Origin of the sequence: Micromonospora violae (genome assembly GCF_004217135.1) — a bacterium.
In the GTDB taxonomy this organism is placed as follows: Bacteria; Actinomycetota; Actinomycetes; order Mycobacteriales; family Micromonosporaceae; genus Micromonospora; species Micromonospora violae.
On the sequence record NZ_SHKK01000001.1, the window covers coordinates 2,540,351 to 2,556,357 of the forward strand.

16 protein-coding genes are annotated in these 16,007 nt (G+C 69.3%); 10 read left to right on the top strand and 6 right to left on the bottom strand.

Going from position 1 to position 16,007, the window contains the following annotated elements:
• Window positions 1–48 precede the first annotated feature (48 nt).
• The 6 genes from EV382_RS11470 (at window position 49) to EV382_RS11495 (ending at window position 4,052) form a co-directional block, all read left to right on the top strand.
• Complete coding sequence (locus EV382_RS11470) at window positions 49–459, top strand: VOC family protein (protein WP_130401552.1); 411 nt, start codon at window positions 49–51, stop codon at window positions 457–459.
• Between the two features lie 93 nt (window positions 460–552).
• Window positions 553–1,179 (top strand): VOC family protein, encoded by a 627-nt coding sequence (locus EV382_RS11475; protein ID WP_130401553.1) that lies wholly within the window; start codon window positions 553–555, stop codon window positions 1,177–1,179.
• Between the two features lie 11 nt (window positions 1,180–1,190).
• Window positions 1,191–1,646 (top strand): pyridoxamine 5'-phosphate oxidase family protein, encoded by a 456-nt coding sequence (locus tag EV382_RS11480; RefSeq protein WP_130401554.1) that lies wholly within the window; start codon window positions 1,191–1,193, stop codon window positions 1,644–1,646.
• 89 nt (window positions 1,647–1,735) lie between these two features.
• Window positions 1,736–2,155: a PPOX class F420-dependent oxidoreductase gene (locus tag EV382_RS11485; protein WP_130401555.1), complete on the top strand. Its 420-nt coding sequence runs from the start codon at window positions 1,736–1,738 to the stop codon at window positions 2,153–2,155.
• Window positions 2,156–2,204: 49 nt separating this feature from the next.
• Window positions 2,205–2,918, top strand: coding sequence for a TetR/AcrR family transcriptional regulator (locus tag EV382_RS11490; protein ID WP_130401556.1), 714 nt, complete (start codon window positions 2,205–2,207; stop codon window positions 2,916–2,918).
• A 96-nt stretch (window positions 2,919–3,014) separates the two neighbouring features.
• Window positions 3,015–4,052: a hypothetical protein gene (locus EV382_RS11495; protein WP_130401557.1), complete on the top strand. Its 1,038-nt coding sequence runs from the start codon at window positions 3,015–3,017 to the stop codon at window positions 4,050–4,052.
• 46 nt (window positions 4,053–4,098) lie between these two features.
• Here EV382_RS11495 and EV382_RS11500 read toward each other — a convergent pair whose 3' ends face one another.
• The gene (locus EV382_RS11500) at window positions 4,099–4,983 is read right to left on the bottom strand and encodes a bile acid:sodium symporter family protein (protein WP_130401558.1); all 885 of its coding nucleotides are present in this window, start codon (window positions 4,981–4,983) and stop codon (window positions 4,099–4,101) included.
• Between the two features lie 145 nt (window positions 4,984–5,128).
• Between EV382_RS11500 and EV382_RS11505 the strand changes: the two genes are divergently transcribed.
• Entirely contained in the window at window positions 5,129–6,454 is a 1,326-nt protein-coding gene (locus EV382_RS11505) for a glycoside hydrolase family 18 protein (RefSeq protein WP_130401559.1), read from the top strand.
• A 56-nt stretch (window positions 6,455–6,510) separates the two neighbouring features.
• Here the strand turns inward: EV382_RS11505 and EV382_RS11510 are convergent, their stop codons facing one another.
• Window positions 6,511–6,876: an effector-associated constant component EACC1 gene (locus EV382_RS11510; RefSeq protein WP_130401560.1), complete on the bottom strand. Its 366-nt coding sequence runs from the start codon at window positions 6,874–6,876 to the stop codon at window positions 6,511–6,513.
• Between the two features lie 177 nt (window positions 6,877–7,053).
• Here EV382_RS11510 and EV382_RS11515 point away from each other — a divergent pair, with 177 nt between their 5' ends.
• From EV382_RS11515 to EV382_RS11525, 3 genes are all read left to right on the top strand, one after another.
• Window positions 7,054–9,846, top strand: coding sequence for a M14 family zinc carboxypeptidase (locus EV382_RS11515; protein ID WP_244236633.1), 2,793 nt, complete (start codon window positions 7,054–7,056; stop codon window positions 9,844–9,846).
• 359 nt (window positions 9,847–10,205) lie between these two features.
• Window positions 10,206–10,559 (top strand): hypothetical protein, encoded by a 354-nt coding sequence (locus tag EV382_RS11520; RefSeq protein WP_244236634.1) that lies wholly within the window; start codon window positions 10,206–10,208, stop codon window positions 10,557–10,559.
• A 415-nt stretch (window positions 10,560–10,974) separates the two neighbouring features.
• Window positions 10,975–11,682: a SanA/YdcF family protein gene (locus tag EV382_RS11525; RefSeq protein ID WP_130401562.1), complete on the top strand. Its 708-nt coding sequence runs from the start codon at window positions 10,975–10,977 to the stop codon at window positions 11,680–11,682.
• 6 nt (window positions 11,683–11,688) lie between these two features.
• On the opposite strand, the gene EV382_RS11530 is transcribed toward EV382_RS11525, so the two are convergent.
• The 4 genes from EV382_RS11530 to EV382_RS11545 all read right to left on the bottom strand — a co-directional run bounded on the left by EV382_RS11530 (window position 11,689) and on the right by EV382_RS11545 (window position 15,939).
• Complete coding sequence (locus EV382_RS11530) at window positions 11,689–12,672, bottom strand: LacI family DNA-binding transcriptional regulator (protein ID WP_425271983.1); 984 nt, start codon at window positions 12,670–12,672, stop codon at window positions 11,689–11,691.
• A 90-nt stretch (window positions 12,673–12,762) separates the two neighbouring features.
• Complete coding sequence (locus EV382_RS11535) at window positions 12,763–13,602, bottom strand: carbohydrate ABC transporter permease (protein ID WP_130401564.1); 840 nt, start codon at window positions 13,600–13,602, stop codon at window positions 12,763–12,765.
• Window positions 13,599–14,597, bottom strand: a complete 999-nt coding sequence (locus EV382_RS11540) for a carbohydrate ABC transporter permease (protein WP_130401565.1) — start codon at window positions 14,595–14,597, stop codon at window positions 13,599–13,601. Before EV382_RS11540 ends, EV382_RS11535 begins: the two co-directional genes overlap by 4 nt.
• A gap of 49 nt (window positions 14,598–14,646) precedes the next feature.
• Window positions 14,647–15,939 carry an extracellular solute-binding protein gene (locus EV382_RS11545; RefSeq protein WP_130401566.1) on the bottom strand — a complete coding sequence of 431 codons (1,293 nt, stop codon included), beginning with the start codon at window positions 15,937–15,939 and terminating at the stop codon, window positions 14,647–14,649.
• Window positions 15,940–16,007 lie beyond the last annotated feature (68 nt).

Genomic DNA, 16,007 nt, shown 5'->3' on the forward strand with positions numbered 1-16,007 from the left:
GACGGAGACCCCACACGCGGGTACGCCGTTGCCCCTAGCATGATCGACATGGACATCACGATTCACACCTGCGCCCTGCCACACACCGACCCGGACGCCTCCCTGGCGTTCTACCGCGACGCCCTCGGCTTCGAGGTCCGCAGCGACGTCGGTCAGGGCACGATGCGTTGGATCACGGTCGGTCCGGCCGATCAGCCCGGCACGTCCATCCTCCTGGCGCCGCCGGGCGCGGACCCCGGGACCACCGAGGACGAGCGCCGCGCCATCACCGAGATGATGGCCAAGGGCACCTACGGCTGGATCCTGCTGGCCACACGGGACCTCGACACCACTTTCGAGAAGGTGCAGGCCGGCGACGCCGAGGTCATCCAGGAGCCGACCGAGCAGCCGTACGGCATCCGCGACTGCGCCTTCCGCGATCCCGCCGGCAACCTGGTCCGCATCCAGGAGCTCCGCTGAGCCGTCCGGTCCTCCACGCCGTCCGGGACAGCTGACGAGACCGGTCAGGAATCAAGAAGCGCCGGTCATCGGGCCGCGAATAGCGTGATCGTCATGACATCCATCGCATCCGTCACCCTCGACGTGGCCGACCTCGCGGCCGCCCAGCGCTTCTACACCGCCGCCTTCGGTCTGGACGAGCAGATTCGCCTGCGGGCCTCGGACGCACCGACGAGCGGCTTCCGTGGGTTCACGCTGGCGCTCACGGTCGCCCAGCCGGCCACCGTCGACAGCCTCATCGGCACCGCCCTGGACGCCGGTGCCACGTCGCTGAAACCTGCTGCGAAGTCACTCTGGGGCTACGGTGGTGTCGTGCAGGCCCCGGACGGGACGATCTGGAAGATCGCGACCTCGGCGAAGAAGGACAGCGGCCCGGCTACCCGGCAGATCGACGAGATCGTGCTCCTGCTCGGAGTCGCGGACGTGGCGGCGAGCAAGCGGTTCTACGTGGAGCGCGGCCTTGCCGTGGCGAAGAGCTTCAGCCGCATGTACGTCGAGTTCGCAGCTGGGTCCAGCCCGGTGAAGCTGGCGCTGTACCGACGTCGTGCCCTCGCCAGGGACCTCGGCGTCACCCCCGACGGCACCGGGTCGCACCGACTCACGATCGGCGGCGACGCCGGGCAGTTCACCGACCCGGACGGGTTCGCCTGGGAAGCCGCGTCGCTGGCGACCGCGAAGTGACGGGAGGAAGCATGACTGACGTTGCGCCGCGTGGGCTTGAGCAGAGACTTCGGGACACTCGCACCAGACTGGAGAGCGACGTCGACCTCTGGGTCGCGACGGCGGGCTCCTCCGAGGGCGTCCATCTCATCCCCCTCTCGTTCCTCTGGGACGGGACCGCCTTCCTCGTCTCGACGGCGCGCGACTCGGTCACCGCCCGCAACCTGGTGGCGGATCGCCGGGTACGGCTCAGCCTCGGGCCGACGCGCGACGTCGTCATCGTCGAGGGCACCGCTGAGCCGGTGGACATCGCCGAGCTCGGCCCGGAGACGGGTGACGCGTTCGCGACCAAGACGGGCTTCGACCCGAGGGCTCTCAATGAGCCCTACCAGTACTTTCTGATCCGACCGCAGCGCATCCAGGCCTGGCGGGAGGCGAACGAGCTGAAGGGACGCGTCCTCATGCGGGACGGCCGCTGGCTCGGCTGAGCGCGCGACGTACCCGCGCGTACCACCATGATCGGGGCCTGCGGGTGCGTAACGTGCAGGGGTAAACGATGTCGCGACGAGGAGACCTCATGTCCAAGCCACCGCTTCCCGAGGCCGCGGTCGCCATGCTCCAGAAGCCGAACCCCGCCGTCATGACCACCCTCCGCAACGGTGGTCAGCCGGTCTCGGCCGCCACCTGGTACCTGTGGCAGGACGGTCGGATCCTGGTCAACATGGACGCGAGCCGCCGCCGGCTGGAGCACGTCCGCAACGACCCACGGGTGTCCCTGACCGTGCTCGACGAGGCCGGCTGGTACACCCACGTCAGCATCATCGGGCACGTCGTCGAGCTGCGCGCCGACGAGGGTCTCGCGGACATCGACCGGTTGTCGGAGCACTACACGGGCAACGCGTACCCCCGCCGGGAACGTGCCCGGGTCAGCGCTCTGATCGAGATCGACCGCTGGCACGGCTGGGGCTCGCTCAAGGACAACAACCAGGTCGGCTGAGGCGAACCAAGCACCGGAGCTTCTGGTTCCGTTTCGGTAGGCTCCGGCAATGGCCACGTCCCCTCCCGCCCCGCCCGCCTCGGGCTCCTCCGGCACTCCCCTTCGCAAGGACGCTGAACGAAACCGGCAGCGGATCATCGACGCGGCCCGAGAGGTCTTCGGGGAGCAGGGTGCCCACGCACCGGTGGAGGAGATCGCGAAGCGGGCGGGCGTGGGCATGGGGACGCTGTACCGGCGCTTCCCTGATCGCACCGAGTTGGTTGAGGCCGTGTTCCTCGAACGCGCGCAGCGCTACCTCGATGCCGCGAACGAGTCTCTCCGGCACGAGGACGCGTGGCAGGGCTTCCGGAGCTACCTGGAACGGCTCTGTGCGATGCAGAGCGAGGATCGACTGGTGACGGACGTACTGACCCTCACCCTGCCGACCTCACCGACGCTGCAGCAGCTGCGCGAGCGGCTGTACGCGACGCAGAACCGGTTGATCCGCGCGGCGAAGCGACACGGCGGTCTGCGCGCTGACTTCGTCCCGGAGGACGTGGTCCTGCTCCTCGTCGCCAACTCCGCCATCGTCCGCGCCGTCGGTGACGAGATCCCGGAGAGTTCGAGCCGCTTCCTCGCCCTCACCCTCGACGCCCTGCGAACCGACCGGCCGAGCCCGCTACCGGCCCCGCCCTCGTCGGAGCGCCTGCTCCGGGCGATGCAGCGACCTGCGGTCCGGACGCGTCGCCGGGCCAACGCTGGCCGACCCACCACCTCGAGTTAAGCGGAACACACTACTCCACTTCCCTCGCCACGCGTGTTACGTTCAAACGGAGGAAGAAGTTCCGCTTTGGCGAGTCAGAAGTGAGGTAGGACCAACGTGAGCCACGATGATGCGACCCTGAGCGACGGATCCGCGCCGACCGCGGGGACCGCCCGACGGAGCCTGCTGCGCAACGTCGCACTGGCCGGCGCGGCCGCCACCGCGTCGGCCCTCATTCCGGCGGGTACCGCCGCCGCCAGCGCCCGGGGCCACCACGGCGCCCCGGCGCCAGCGACCAACGCCGACCTCGACACCAGCCACGCCACCCCGGAGGTGGCGAAGCTGTTCGTTCGATACTTCCAGGACAAGACCCGGGCCGACGTCGACGCGACGATGTCCTACTTCTCCCGCCCCAAGATCACCTACATCGACGCCACGCTGGGCTGGCCGTGGTACACCTGGGACGAACTCAAGGCGCTGTTCGCCCAGTACATGCCGACCTGGCCGGCCACCGCCAAGTCGTACCCCACCCGGATCCTGGGAGACGCCCGGAGCGCCGTCGTGATCTTCACCGACACGCCCGAGCTCTTCGGCCACGAGATCCGTCCGCTCGGTTTCGTGAACTTCGAGCGCGGCAAGATCGTGCGCTGGATCGACTACTGGGACGGTCGCGACTTCACGATGGCCGACATCGTCGCGCAGCGCACCCCGGCCGACAAGTTCCCGCACGACTTCAAGGAGCCGACGGTCGGCGAGCAGGCGGCACCGGCCATGCGGCGGACCGCCGAGGCGTTGCAGACCGCGTTCGCGGCCAAGAACGCCCAAGCCGCCGCGCGTGTCTTCGCGTACGACGCGGTCTTCGAGGACCGGACCCTACACGCGACCGTCGTGGGTCGCCAGCACATCCAGGCGTACCTGGGTCGCGCGCTCAACCTGCTCCCGTACGGCCCGGGCAGCCTCGTGCGACACGTGGTGGGCAGCGCCGTCGGTGGTGGCTACGAGTGGGTCAACCGACACAACCCGGCCACGCACGGCGGCACGGCCCTGGAGCTGGACGCCGCCGGCCGGATCACCCGACTGACCACCGCCTGGGACGGCTCGTTGGTCGACAAGAGGGTCCTGACCGAGCTGCTCGCCCGGAGCATCGAGGAGTGAGCTGACGCAGGGCTGGTCCGGACGACCGGGCCAGCCCTGCGTCGCCTCAGGACGTCAGGGTGGCCGCGGACCGGGCGCCGACGCGGGTCACCAGCACGCCGAAGGCCGCCGCGGTGAAGAACATGACGATGCCGTAGACGGCGGCCGGGATCGCCATCTGGGCGTTGTCGAGCAGCGCCGGGCTGAGCGCGATGGTGATGGCCAACGTGCTGTTGTGGATGCCGATCTCGAACCCGGCGGCCGTCGCGGCGCTGCGGTCGACCCCCGTGAGGCGCGGCACCCCGTAGCCGACGGCGAGGCTGAGCAGGTTGAACGCGAGCACGGCGAGGCCGACCGAGACGAAGTAGTCGGCGATGTTCTCCCGCTCGCCGAGCACCGCGCCGGCGATCACCGCGACGAGCACGACGACGGAGAGGATCCGCACCGGGCGGTTGAGCCGCTCGGCCAGGTGCGGTGCCCTCGCCCGGATGAGCATGCCGATCGCGACCGGGACGAGCACGATGGCGAAGACCTGGAGCACCTTGTCGAACTGGAGGCCGATGCTCCTGCCGTCGGGGAGGAAGTACGCCGCCGACAGGTTGACCAGGATCGGCAGGGTGAACACGGCGAGCACCGAGTTGACGGCGGTCAGGGTGATGTTCAGGGCCACGTGCCCGCCGAACAGGTGGCTGTAGAGGTTGGCGGTGGTGCCGCCCGGTGACGCGGCCAGCAGCATCATGCCGACGGCCAGTTCGGGTGCGAGGTCGAAGGCGAGGACGAGGCAGAAGCAGAGCGCCGGCAGCACCAGCACCTGGCACACCAGGGCGATGACGGCGGCTCGGGGATGGTGGGCCACCCGGCGGAAGTCCGCCATGGTCAGCCCGAGACCCAGGCCGAGCATGATGATTCCGAGGGCGACGGGTAGTCCGATCAGAGTCACGGCGGAGTCCATGGCACAACATCGTTACCACCCGGTAACGCCGTCACAATCCCCCATGCGGCTGGGCGCTCTTGACCCCGGACGGTGATCGGCTTAACTTCATCAATCAGATAAGTCTCTTTACTAATTCTGTCTGATGTCACGTGGGAGTGTGCCGATGCGACCATTCCGCCACCGCCGTCTCACCGCCGTCGTCGCCCTGGCGACCCTGCTGGTCACCGCCGCCCCACCGACCGCCGCGAACGCGGGTGCCAAACCCGACCGCACCGGTTACCACCGGGTCGGCTACTTCACCCAGTGGGGCATCTACGGCCGGGCCTTCCCGGTCAAGAAGCTCGACACCTCCGGGGCGGCGAGCCGCCTCACCCACCTCAACTACGCCTTCGGCAACGTCAGCGAGGACGGCCGCTGCTATGTGGACGGCGGGCCGGGTGAGGGCGACGCCTGGGCCGACTACCAGCGCCCCGTCCCGGCCGAGGAGAGCGTCGACGGCGTCGCGGACGTACCGGGGCAAGCGCTCAACGGCAACTTCGGCCAGCTCGCCAAGCTCAAGGCCAAGCACCCCAAGCTGAAGGTGCTGATCTCGCTGGGCGGCTGGAGCTGGTCGACGTACTTCTCGAACGCGGCCCGCACCGACGCCTCGCGCAAGGCGTTCGTCTCCTCCTGCATCGACCTCTACCTCAAGGGCAATCTCCCGGGCAGCACCCCGGGTGCCGCCGCCGGTGTCTTCGACGGCATCGACCTCGACTGGGAGTGGCCCAACTGGGACGGTGAGCCCGGCAACGTCATCCGCCCGGAGGACCGGGAGAACTTCACCAAACTGCTCGCCGAGTTCCGCCGGCAGCTCGACGCCTACGGGCGCACGACCCGCGCGCACCACCCGCTGACCGCGTTCCTGCCGGCCAGCCCGGCCACCATGGACGCCGGCTACGAGGGTCGCAAGATCTTCAAGTACCTGGACTTCGCCACCGTGCAGGGGTACGACTTCCACGGCAGTTGGGACGCACGGGCCAACCAGCAGTCGGCACTTCGGGTCCCGTCGGGTGCCCCGGACAACCCGGACTTCTCCGTCGAGGTGGCCATCGACGGGTGGATCGCCCGTGGGGCGCCGCGCAACAAGCTCGTGCTCGGCATCCCGTACTACGGTCGCGGCTGGACCGGCATCACCGGCGGCGGCAACGGCCTGTTCCAGCCGGCCACCGGGCCCGCGCCGGCCACCTTCGAAGCCGGGTACGAGGACTACAAGAAGCTCAAGACGCTCGCGGGTAACGGCTTCCGCGTACACCGCGACCTGCGCGCCGGGCACGCCTGGCTGTTCGACGGTACGACGTTGTGGACGTACGACGACCCGGCGGTCGTGTTGCAGAAGACGCTCTACATCCGCCGGGCCGGCCTGGCCGGCGCGATGATCTGGTCGCTCGACGGCGACGACGACAACGCGACGCTGACCAAGACGATCGGGCTCGGCCTGACGACCTGGTAGCCCAACGTTCGCACCCGGTCCGCCGCCGGCCGATCCCTCGGTCGGCGGCGGGCAGGCTAGCTCGGCTGGGGTGTCACCGCCCGCACCGCCGCCTCGATGAGCGCGGTGACCTGATCCATGTCCCGAGCACGGTGCACGTCCAGCTCGGCCGACCAGCCGTCCGGACGGGTGAGCTGCACCGTCACGTCCTCGCGGCGGTGGGTCAGCCAGCCGGCGATCGCCTGCACCAACACCATGGCGGTGCCCGCGTCGCTGACCACCACCCGCAGTACGTCAGTGCGGTCCACCGACATCCCCTCGGGGGACGTCGTGGTCACTCCCTCGCGCAGCCGATCCTCAGCGCGCAGCCAGGACGCCAGCGAGCGCCGCGCATCGGCGGACGGAAGATCCGGATGAACCGAAAGCGTGATCATCTCCGGCATGTCTCCTCCTCCCAGACGACGACAGGCCCCGGCCACCATCCTGCCAGTCAGCGTCGGTACCGGCACGCCACGTGGTCGACGATATCGATCACCCTTGACCGCCGTATCGACGATTCATAGGCTCCGGCCACTGCGAGGTTGTTCCCAAGAGGGGAAACACGATTCATGGCCCCATCGATGCGTCCGTTCCGAATGGTCCCCGCCAGACGGCTGGCTGGTGCCGCCGCGATCACACTCCTGCTCGGCATGCTTCCCCTGCCCGGCGGCACACCGGCCGCGAGCGCCGCCCCGCCCTCCCGGTGCAGCGACGACCCGGCCGCCCGGTTGGGCACGGTGCCCACTCCGGAGAACGTGCTCGGCTTCCCGCTCGGCGCGGGGCAGGAGCGGGTCGTCACCAACGACGAGGTCCGGACCTACCTGGGTGCCGTCGATCGCGCCTCCAACCGGGTCGTCACCGGCGTGATGACCACCAGTGTGCTCGGCCAGCCGTTGCCGTACGCGGTGGTGTCCAACGAGCGCCACGTGCGCCCCGCCGCGCTACGCGAGATCGCCGATGACGTCCGAGACCTGCGCGACCCGCGCCGGACCAGCGCGCGAACGGCCGCCCGGACGGCGAAGGACAGCCCGGCCATCGTCTGGGTCACCGCGAACGTGCACGGCGGCGAGAAGAGCGGCGCCGACGCGGCACTCAAGACGCTGTACGAGTTGGCGGCGGGCCTGTCCTGCGAGGTCGCCAAGCGCAACGACAATCTGGTCACCATCATCGTGCCCACCCAGAACCCGGACGGCCGCGACGCGACCCGCCGGCAGAACGAGTTCGGCTTCGACCTGAACCGGGACTGGTTCGCCCGCACCCAGCAGGAGACCGACGGCAAGCTCGAACTGCTGCGCCGCTACCCGCCGCAGGTTTTCATCGATGCGCACGAGATGGGTGGCCGGCAGTACTTCTTCCCGCCCAACGCCGACCCGATCCACCACGAGATCGCCGGCGAGGCGGTGGACTGGATCAACCGGATCGGCGAGGCCAACAAGGCCGGCTTCGGGTTCAACGGCGCCTGCGACGAGACCGTCACCACTGAGTGCTACTTCAACTACGACACGTACGACATGTTCTTCATGGGCTACGGCGACACGGTGCCGACGACCGGCTTCGGCGCGGCCGGCATGACGTACGAGAAGGGCAGCGCGTCGGCCGTGGCCGACCGCGTCCAGCAGCAGTTCCACACCCAGTGGTCGACGCTCGGCTGGGCCGCCACGAACAAGCGCGAGGTGCTGGACGGCTACTTCGACATCTGGACCGACGCGCTCGCCCAGGGCCGGGCGGGCGCGCTGGAGCCGAACGAGGTGGTGCAGCCCACCAACGAGGTGCAGTTTCCGGTGCCGGCCCTCACCATCCGCTCGTACTTCCTGCTGCCCGATCGGCAGCTCGCCGACGTCCGCCAACTCGTCGAGCGGCTACGCCGGATGGACGTCGAGGTGTACGAGGTGCAGAAGCCGACCCGGGTGCCCACCGCCCGGGTCTTCGGCGGGCGCAGCGCCACCAACGTGACGGTGCCGAAGGGCGCGTACTGGATCCCGATGGACCAACCGCAGAAGCACTGGATCCAGGCCATCATGGGCGAGGACCCGTACGTGCCGTTCCCGTACTTCTACGACGTGTCCTCGTGGAGCAACCCGCTGCTGATGGGCGTCAACACCCTCTACACGGCGGACGCCGTCCGGCCGAGGGCCGACCTGGTCCGCAAGGTCTCCGGCGGTCGCGCCGGCGCGGCGTGGCCCTGGGGCTCGTACACCTACCCGCTCGACTCGGCCGCCGCCGCAGAGTTCACCTTCACCCTGCTCGGCCGTGGTGTCCCCCTGGTCCGCGACCTTGCGACCAGCAGGGTCGCCATCCCGGCGGCCAAGCTGAGCCGCTCTCACGACGAGTTGGCCAGGAAACTCGGGGTCACCCTCACCCCGGGCGGTCGGCCCGCCGGCACCCGCCTCGACCTGCCCGACATGGGCCTGTTCCAGGGCACCGGCATCTCCACCACCTCCGGCTCGCACGGCGAGGCCCGCTACGTGCTCGGCAAACGGTGGGGGCTCGACCTCACGCCGGTCACCACGGCCGACATCAACGACAACACCGAGGCGTTCACCGGGCGTACGGTGCTGCTGGTGCCGGACGGCAGCAGCGCCACCGGCGGCCTGACCGCCGCCGGGCAGGCCAACCTGCGCGACTGGATCGGCCAGGGCCACACGTACCTCGGGCTGCGCAACGAGGGCACCCGGGTGGCCCGCGCCGCCGGGCTCACCTCGACCACCGAGAAGACGAAGCCGGCGGACTACCTGGTGATCGGCTCGCACCTGCGCGTCGACGTCGACCACAACAGCCCGGTGGCGCTGGGTCGCCCGGCGGAGGACTTCGAGTTCAACAACAGCGACCCGATCCTCACCCCGAGCACCACCGGGACGAACGTGCTCACGTACCCGACGGGTGACACCTTCTGGGCCAACGGTTACACCGTCGGGGCGGAGGCGCTGAAGGGCACGGCGGCCGTCGTCGACGAGCCGACCGGTGCTGGTCGGGCGGTGCTGTTCGCGTTCAATCCGCTCTTCCGCGCGTACAACGAAAGTGGTCTGCACCTGGTCGCCAACGCGCTGCTCTACCCGACGACCGCCGCGTCGGACGCCCGGCGTCCGGCCGGCGTCGACGCGGCGCGCGCCAGCGCCGCCGCCGCGCCGGTGACGGCGGACCTGGGCGGTGGGTGGCGGCCGATCACCATCCAGGTGGCGGCCGGCGACCTCCCGCGCACCCAGGCGATCGTCGAACGCTTCACCACCGACGCGCAGGCGTCCGCGAAGAACGGCTCGGCGTACGTCGTGATCCCCAACCCGCAGGGACTCCAGGCGGACGAACACCCGTTCGTGCGCGATCTGGTACGCGCGCTGCGCAGCGCCGGAGTGCCGCTGCGGTCGGTGGTCGCCTGACACCACATCCCGACGGGCACGGAGGCGTCCCGACGCGCATGATGCCTGTGAGTCATCACGATGACTCACAGGCATCAGCTCGTTCAGCCGGTCGCGCAGACGGTGCCGTTGCGCGACCGCGGCTACGTCATCGGGTAGGAGCGACAATGACCGGTCAGAAGCCATCAGGCGCTACGTCCCGCAGCCGACGGCGCCGGTATGTCGGTCCGCTGATCGCCGCCTCGGTCGTTGTCGCTCTCGCACTGACCGTCGGCACGTTGAGGCTGGGTAGGAAGGCGCCGGTGCAGGCTCCCTCGGCCGCGTCGGCCAGCAATACGGAGCCGGGTCCGGCCCGGTGCCCCGAGAAGTGGACCGACTCCGTGCCGACTCAGCCCGGCACGGACACCCTGGTCCCCGTCGGGGCGACGGAGGCGCTGTTGTGCAGCTACCGGCATGAGGCGACCCCGCCGCTGAATCTTGCCACCAGCCGACGCATCACCAGCGGGGTCGACGAGCTGACGGCCCATCTCAACGGTTTGCCGATTTCGTCGCCGGAGGACACGGTCTGCCTGCTCGGCCAACCGACCGAGCACGCGTTCGTGTTCGGCTACCCGGGGCAGCGCGCAGCGGTGATTCGGCTGAGCAACTGTGCCTGGCAGCGTGAGGGCGCAACCCGGTATGGCGGTGACCTACGCAAAGTGACGGCCTACTGGGGTGTGCGCTGGGACCAGTAGGGTCTCGACACCGCCGATGTAGCTGTTGCCCCAGTCGTTGCTGGTGGTGAAGCGGACGGTGCGCGTACTGGCGGCGGGGCCTGAGCCGGAAGCGCCGGCCCTGCGTACAGGAACTGGGCCCAACGCCGCCGAAACCACCAACGGCACACCCGCAGTCCTGGCGTCGGGTGGCGTCCCGTTGCTCGGGCCCGGACTCCGAACAACGGGACGCGACCCGGCGGCCAGGGCTGGGGTCGACCAATGGCGACAGCTCCGTCGCAGTGACCAGAAGTCGTTCGAATATCAACGACTGTCGGTCACGTTAGCGTTAACAGTAAGCAATTGTCCATAGACAACGATCTTCGTCTGTCAGTCCGGGTGGCACCCGTGGACGCCGACCACGGTCGTGAGCGCCGGACGGAATAGCCTTTGCCGCATGCGGGGACGATTTAGCACGGCCAGGCGGTGGTACGGGGAGCACCGGCGGTTGGTCCGCCGTACGATCCTGGCGTTCGCGGTGGGGGCGGTGGCGCTGACCGGCGGCACGGTGGCCAGCGTGACGTGGATCCGCGACACCGCGGAGGGCCACCTCTACAGCGAGGCCGAGGTGCCGGACGCGCCGGTCGCCCTGGTCCTGGGCACCAAGGTGGACGCGGACGGCACACCCTCACCCGTCCTCACGGCCCGGCTGGAGATCGCGCGGCGACTGTTCGACGCCGGCAAGGTTCAGGCGATCCTCGTGTCGGGCGACAACATGAACCATGATTACAACGAGCCTGCCGCGATGCGGAGCTGGCTGGTGGAGCGGGGTGTACCAGCACACAAGGTGGTGCCGGACTACGCCGGCTTCGACACGTACGACTCCTGCGCGCGGGCTGAGCGGATCTTCGGGGTGCGGCGAGCCACGGTGGTGACCCAGTCCTTCCATCTTCCGCGCGCCGTGGCGTTGTGCCGGCGTCTCGGCATCGACGCCAACGGTGTGGGCGACGACAGCGCGAAGCGGTACGCCCAGACGTGGTGGTTCAGTTCATCCCGGGAGAACGGTGCCTGCGTGAAGGCTGCGCTGGATCTGCTCTCCCGGCGGGACCCGGCGCACCTCGGCCGCCGGGAGACGGGCGTCGACGACGCGTTGCGCGTCGGCTGAGGACGGTCACGACCGTGGTGGTGCGGCGCTGTCACGAACGATGAGCTCGGTGGCCAGCTCGACCCGGGGGCTCTCGGTCTTCTCACCGCTGGCGAGGCGCAGCACGGTACGCGCGGCCAGCATGCCCATCTCGGCCAGGGGCTGCCGGACGGTGGTCAGGGGCGGGGAGCACCACCGCACCTCCGGCAGGTCGTCGAAGCCGACCACGCTGACGTCGTCGGGCACCCGCAGGCCCCGTTTGCGGACCGCCTCGTAGACGCCGAGCGCCATCTGGTCGCTGGAGGCGAAGATGGCGGTGGGTGGGTTGGCCAGGGCCAACAGCTGCATACCCGCGGTGAAGCCGGCCTCGTGGTAGAAGTTTCCGGGGCGGATCAGGGCGTCGTCGATGGGGATCCCGGCGGCGCCGAGAGCGGCCCGGTAACCGTCCATCCGGGCCCTGCTGCACATCAGATGTGGCGGGCCGGCGATGAAACCGATACGGCGGTGGCCGAGGCTGATCAGGTACTGGTTGGCGCTGAGGCTGCCCGCCCAGTTGGTGGCGCCGATGGTGGGTGACTCCTGCGGGTCGACCCCGGCCGGGTCGATGATGACGACCGGCAGGTGGAGGCGGCGCAGCTCGGCCTGCAACGGTGGGTTCACCATCGAGGTCACGAAGATGATGCCCTCGGTGGAGCGCGTACGCATGTTGTCGAGCCACTGCTTGGCCGAGGAGATGCGCCAGTGGATGGCCGACACCACGGTCCCGACGCCGCTGGTCTGGCCGACGTCCTCCACCCCTCGGATGATCTCCACGGCCCAGGGGCTGTCCAGGTCGTTGAAGACCAGGTCGATGAGCGCGGCGTCGGTGCGTCGGGCCGGTGATCGACGGCGGTAGCCGTGCCGGTTGAGGAGCGCCTCGACCCGCTCCCGGGTGTCCGGGGCCACGTCGGAGCGGCCGTTGATGACCCGGGAGACGGTGGGCACGGAGACTCCGGCCAACCGCGCGATCATGGCGATGGTGACGTTTCGGCCGTTCTCCGTGCCCACGGTCCCCCCTGCGTCCGGCTGGAAAACTTCAGGTCTGCTCGCGGTGCTGCGATGTCATCCCTTGACGCTGCCGGTCAGTCCGCCGATGAGTTGGCGTTCCGCCACGGCGTAGAAGCCCAGCGCCGGCACCATGGACAGCACGACGTAGGCGAGCACCCGTGCGGTTTCGGCGGTGTACTGACCCTGGAACGCCTGGACCCCGACGGGGAGGGTCCACCAGCTCTGGTCGGTGAAGACGACCAGCGGGAGCATGAAGTTGTTCCAGCTGGTCACGACGGCCAGCACCGACACTGTGGCCAGGGCGGGACGGGCCATCGGCAGCAGCACCCGCCAGAAGAACCCGAAGGAGCCGCAGCCGTCGAGGACGGCGGCCTCCTCGACCTCGGCCGGGATCGTACGGAAGAACTGGCGCAGGATGATGATGGTGATCGGCAACCCGAAGGCCGCCTGGGGCAGGATGACGCCGAGCGGATTGTCCAGCAGGCCCATGCCGCGCAGCAGGACGAACAGCGGCAGGATGGCCACCGCGAACGGGAACATCAGGCCGATCGCGAACAGGGTCACCAGGAACTCGCGGCCACGGAACGCGTAACGCGCGAAGACGAACGCGGCCATCGCCGCCGCCGCGACGACGATCGCCGTGCTGCTCACGGCGATGAGAAGGCTGTTGCCGAGCTGCCGCCAGAACACCCCGGAGGTCAGGATGTCGGTGTAGTTCGACGGCCGCCAGGGGTCGGGCCACCCCAGCGGGTTGGTGGAGAGCTGACCGTTGTCCTTGAAGCCGCCGAGCACGCCGAACCAGACCGGTACGACGATGAGCGCCCCGACGGCGACGCAGACGAGGTGCAGCACCAGGCTGCGGGTTCGCCGGGCGCGATCAACCGTAGCGGTCATCGCTCGCCTCCCTGGTTGGTGATCGCGCCCGCGGTGTCACGACGCAGGACGATGCGCTGGTAGAAGAGGGCGAAGACAAGGCTCAGCAGGAACATGATGATGCTGATCGCACTGGCGTAGCCGACCTCGAAGCGGCGGAAGCCGAACTCGTACATCGTCACGGCCATGGTTTCCGACGAGTGGATCGGGCCGCCACGGGTGAGCACCCAGACCATGTCGAACAGCTGGATGGTGCCGATCACCGACAGGAAGATGCTGATCCGGATCGTCGGCCCGAGCAGGGGCAGGGTGACGTGCCGGAACGCCTGCCAGGCGCTGGCGCCATCGGTGACCGCAGCCTCGGACAGCTCCTTGGGGATGCCCTGCCGGGCGGCCAGGAACAGCATCATGTACAGGCCGAAGTACTTCCAGGACACCACGAGGAAGACGGCGTACAGGACGGTGTCCGGGTCGGCGAAGACCGTACCGGCGTCGGCGCTCAACCACGCCGCGATCGCGTCGCCCAGGCCCCGGTTGGGTGAGAACACCAGGTCGAACAGGACGGCCGTGGTGACCTCGGAGAGCACGTACGGTGCGAAGAAGATCAGCCGGTACGCGGCGCGGCCCCGCAGGGGCTGGTTGAGCAGCATGGCCAGGGCCAGCGCCGCCGGCAGCTGGACGACCAGGGACAGCAGCACCAGCACGAAGCCGCGCCACAGGTCCCCGCGGAAGGTCGGGTCCTGGAAGGCCCGGGTGTAGTTGTCCAGCCCGATGAAGTTCTCCGGCAGCCCGAAGCCGTTCCACTTGTAGAGGCTGGCGTAGCTGGCCACCAGGATGGGGGCAATGACCAGCAGCAGGAACAGCACCAGGGCTGGGGTGAGGAAGAGGGCGAGGACGCCGCCGCGGCCTGGCCGGGGCTGGCGGCCGCGCTGGCGCGCGGTGCCCGGCCCCGGTGCCGGTGGGTCCGTCGCCGGGTCGCCGTGTCTGGTCTTCGACACGGTCGATGGCCTGGTCATGCCTACTCCACAGGGGGTGTGCCGGCTACGGATGGGTGGGTGGTCACGGTCAGACGGTCTTCGCCACCTGCGTGATGTCCTTGACGATCTGCGCGGGTGACTTGTTGCCGGCGACCAGCTCGGCGACGCTGTCGTTGATCTGCGAACCGAGCGCTGGCGCGTACGCCTGGTCGAGGTAGAGCTGAAAGCCGGTGTAGCTGGCCAGGGTCTCGGCGACGAGCTTGCCGTTGGCGTCGGGAATGGCCGTCGCGGCCTCCTTGACGGTCGGGAGCACCGCGCCGGTCTGGGCGGACTTACGCTGGTTGTCCGCGCTGAGCAGGAACTTCAGGAAGTCGACGGTGGCCGCGGGGGCGTCCTTGCCGATGGCGAAGCCGTTGCCGCCGCCGAACACCTCCGTGGTGGTGCCCTTTCCGCCGTCGACGGTGGGGAAGGGGAAGAAGCCGACCTTGTCGCCGAGGCCCTTCTTGCTGGTGGAGCTGGAAGCCTGCACCGCCGGCGCCCACTGCCCCATCAGCTCCATGGCCGCCCCGCCGTTGCCCATGGTGGCGGCCTGCCCGTCGGGTGTGCCGTACGCCGCGCCGAGGAAACCCTTCTGGAAGGGTTGCAGGTCGACGAGTTCCTTGAGCCGCTCGCCGGCGGCGACGAGGTCCGGGGAGTCGAAGTTCTTGTCGTCGACGGCCTTCTGCAGCGCGCCCACCCCGCCGATGCGCATCGCGAGGTACGACCAGTAGAAGTGGGCGGGCCACTTGTCCTTGCCGGCCAGGGCGATCGGGGTGATGCCGGCGGTCTTGAGCTTGCGGACCGCGTCGAGCACGCCCGCCCAGGTGGTGGGCGTGGGGGTGATGCCGGCGCGGGTGAAGAGGTCCTTGTTGTACCAGAAACCGACCATGCCGATGTCGAACGGGACGCCGTAGATCTTGCCGTCGATCGTGTACGGCTCCATGGCGGCGGGCAGCAGACCGCCGATCCACGGTTTCACGTCGTCGGTGATGTCCTTGACCAGGCCCGCGTCCACCTGCTGCTTGAGCACGCCACCACCCCAGGACTGGAAGAGGTCGGGCGGGTCACCGGCCTGGGTGGCGGTGGTGAGTTTGGCCTTGAAGGCCTCGTTCTCCAGGGGCTGGATGTCGAGGGTGACGTTCGAGTGTGCGGCCTTGTACTCGTCGGCCAACGCCGCCCAGACCGGAAGCATCGGCTCGGTGTTCTGGATGTGCCACCAGTTGATGGTCTGTGGGGCGTTCGGGTCGCTGGACTTGTCGTCGCCGCACGCGCTCAGCAGATAGGCGCCCGCGCCGGCACCAGCGAGGCCGAGCAACGTTCGGCGGGAAAGGTGGGTAGTCATGGGCCATCCCTTCGGGGACTCACGGGGGTGCTCGGACGCCGGCCGAGCCGACGGGTGGGGATCTACGG

Coding starts and splice junctions, on each gene's coding strand:
- EV382_RS11515 (WP_244236633.1), top strand. CDS start 7,054: ATGCGTCCGTTCCGAATGGTCCCCGCCAGACGGCTGGCTGGTGCCGCC.
- EV382_RS11470 (WP_130401552.1), top strand. CDS start 49: ATGGACATCACGATTCACACCTGCGCCCTGCCACACACCGACCCGGAC.
- EV382_RS11530 (WP_425271983.1), bottom strand. CDS start 12,672: ATGATCGCGCGGTTGGCCGGAGTCTCCGTGCCCACCGTCTCCCGGGTC.
- EV382_RS11505 (WP_130401559.1), top strand. CDS start 5,129: ATGCGACCATTCCGCCACCGCCGTCTCACCGCCGTCGTCGCCCTGGCG.
- EV382_RS11525 (WP_130401562.1), top strand. CDS start 10,975: ATGCGGGGACGATTTAGCACGGCCAGGCGGTGGTACGGGGAGCACCGG.
- EV382_RS11540 (WP_130401565.1), bottom strand. CDS start 14,597: ATGACCAGGCCATCGACCGTGTCGAAGACCAGACACGGCGACCCGGCG.
- EV382_RS11485 (WP_130401555.1), top strand. CDS start 1,736: ATGTCCAAGCCACCGCTTCCCGAGGCCGCGGTCGCCATGCTCCAGAAG.
- EV382_RS11475 (WP_130401553.1), top strand. CDS start 553: ATGACATCCATCGCATCCGTCACCCTCGACGTGGCCGACCTCGCGGCC.
- EV382_RS11480 (WP_130401554.1), top strand. CDS start 1,191: ATGACTGACGTTGCGCCGCGTGGGCTTGAGCAGAGACTTCGGGACACT.
- EV382_RS11545 (WP_130401566.1), bottom strand. CDS start 15,939: ATGACTACCCACCTTTCCCGCCGAACGTTGCTCGGCCTCGCTGGTGCC.
- EV382_RS11535 (WP_130401564.1), bottom strand. CDS start 13,602: ATGACCGCTACGGTTGATCGCGCCCGGCGAACCCGCAGCCTGGTGCTG.
- EV382_RS11490 (WP_130401556.1), top strand. CDS start 2,205: ATGGCCACGTCCCCTCCCGCCCCGCCCGCCTCGGGCTCCTCCGGCACT.
- EV382_RS11510 (WP_130401560.1), bottom strand. CDS start 6,876: ATGCCGGAGATGATCACGCTTTCGGTTCATCCGGATCTTCCGTCCGCC.
- EV382_RS11500 (WP_130401558.1), bottom strand. CDS start 4,983: ATGGACTCCGCCGTGACTCTGATCGGACTACCCGTCGCCCTCGGAATC.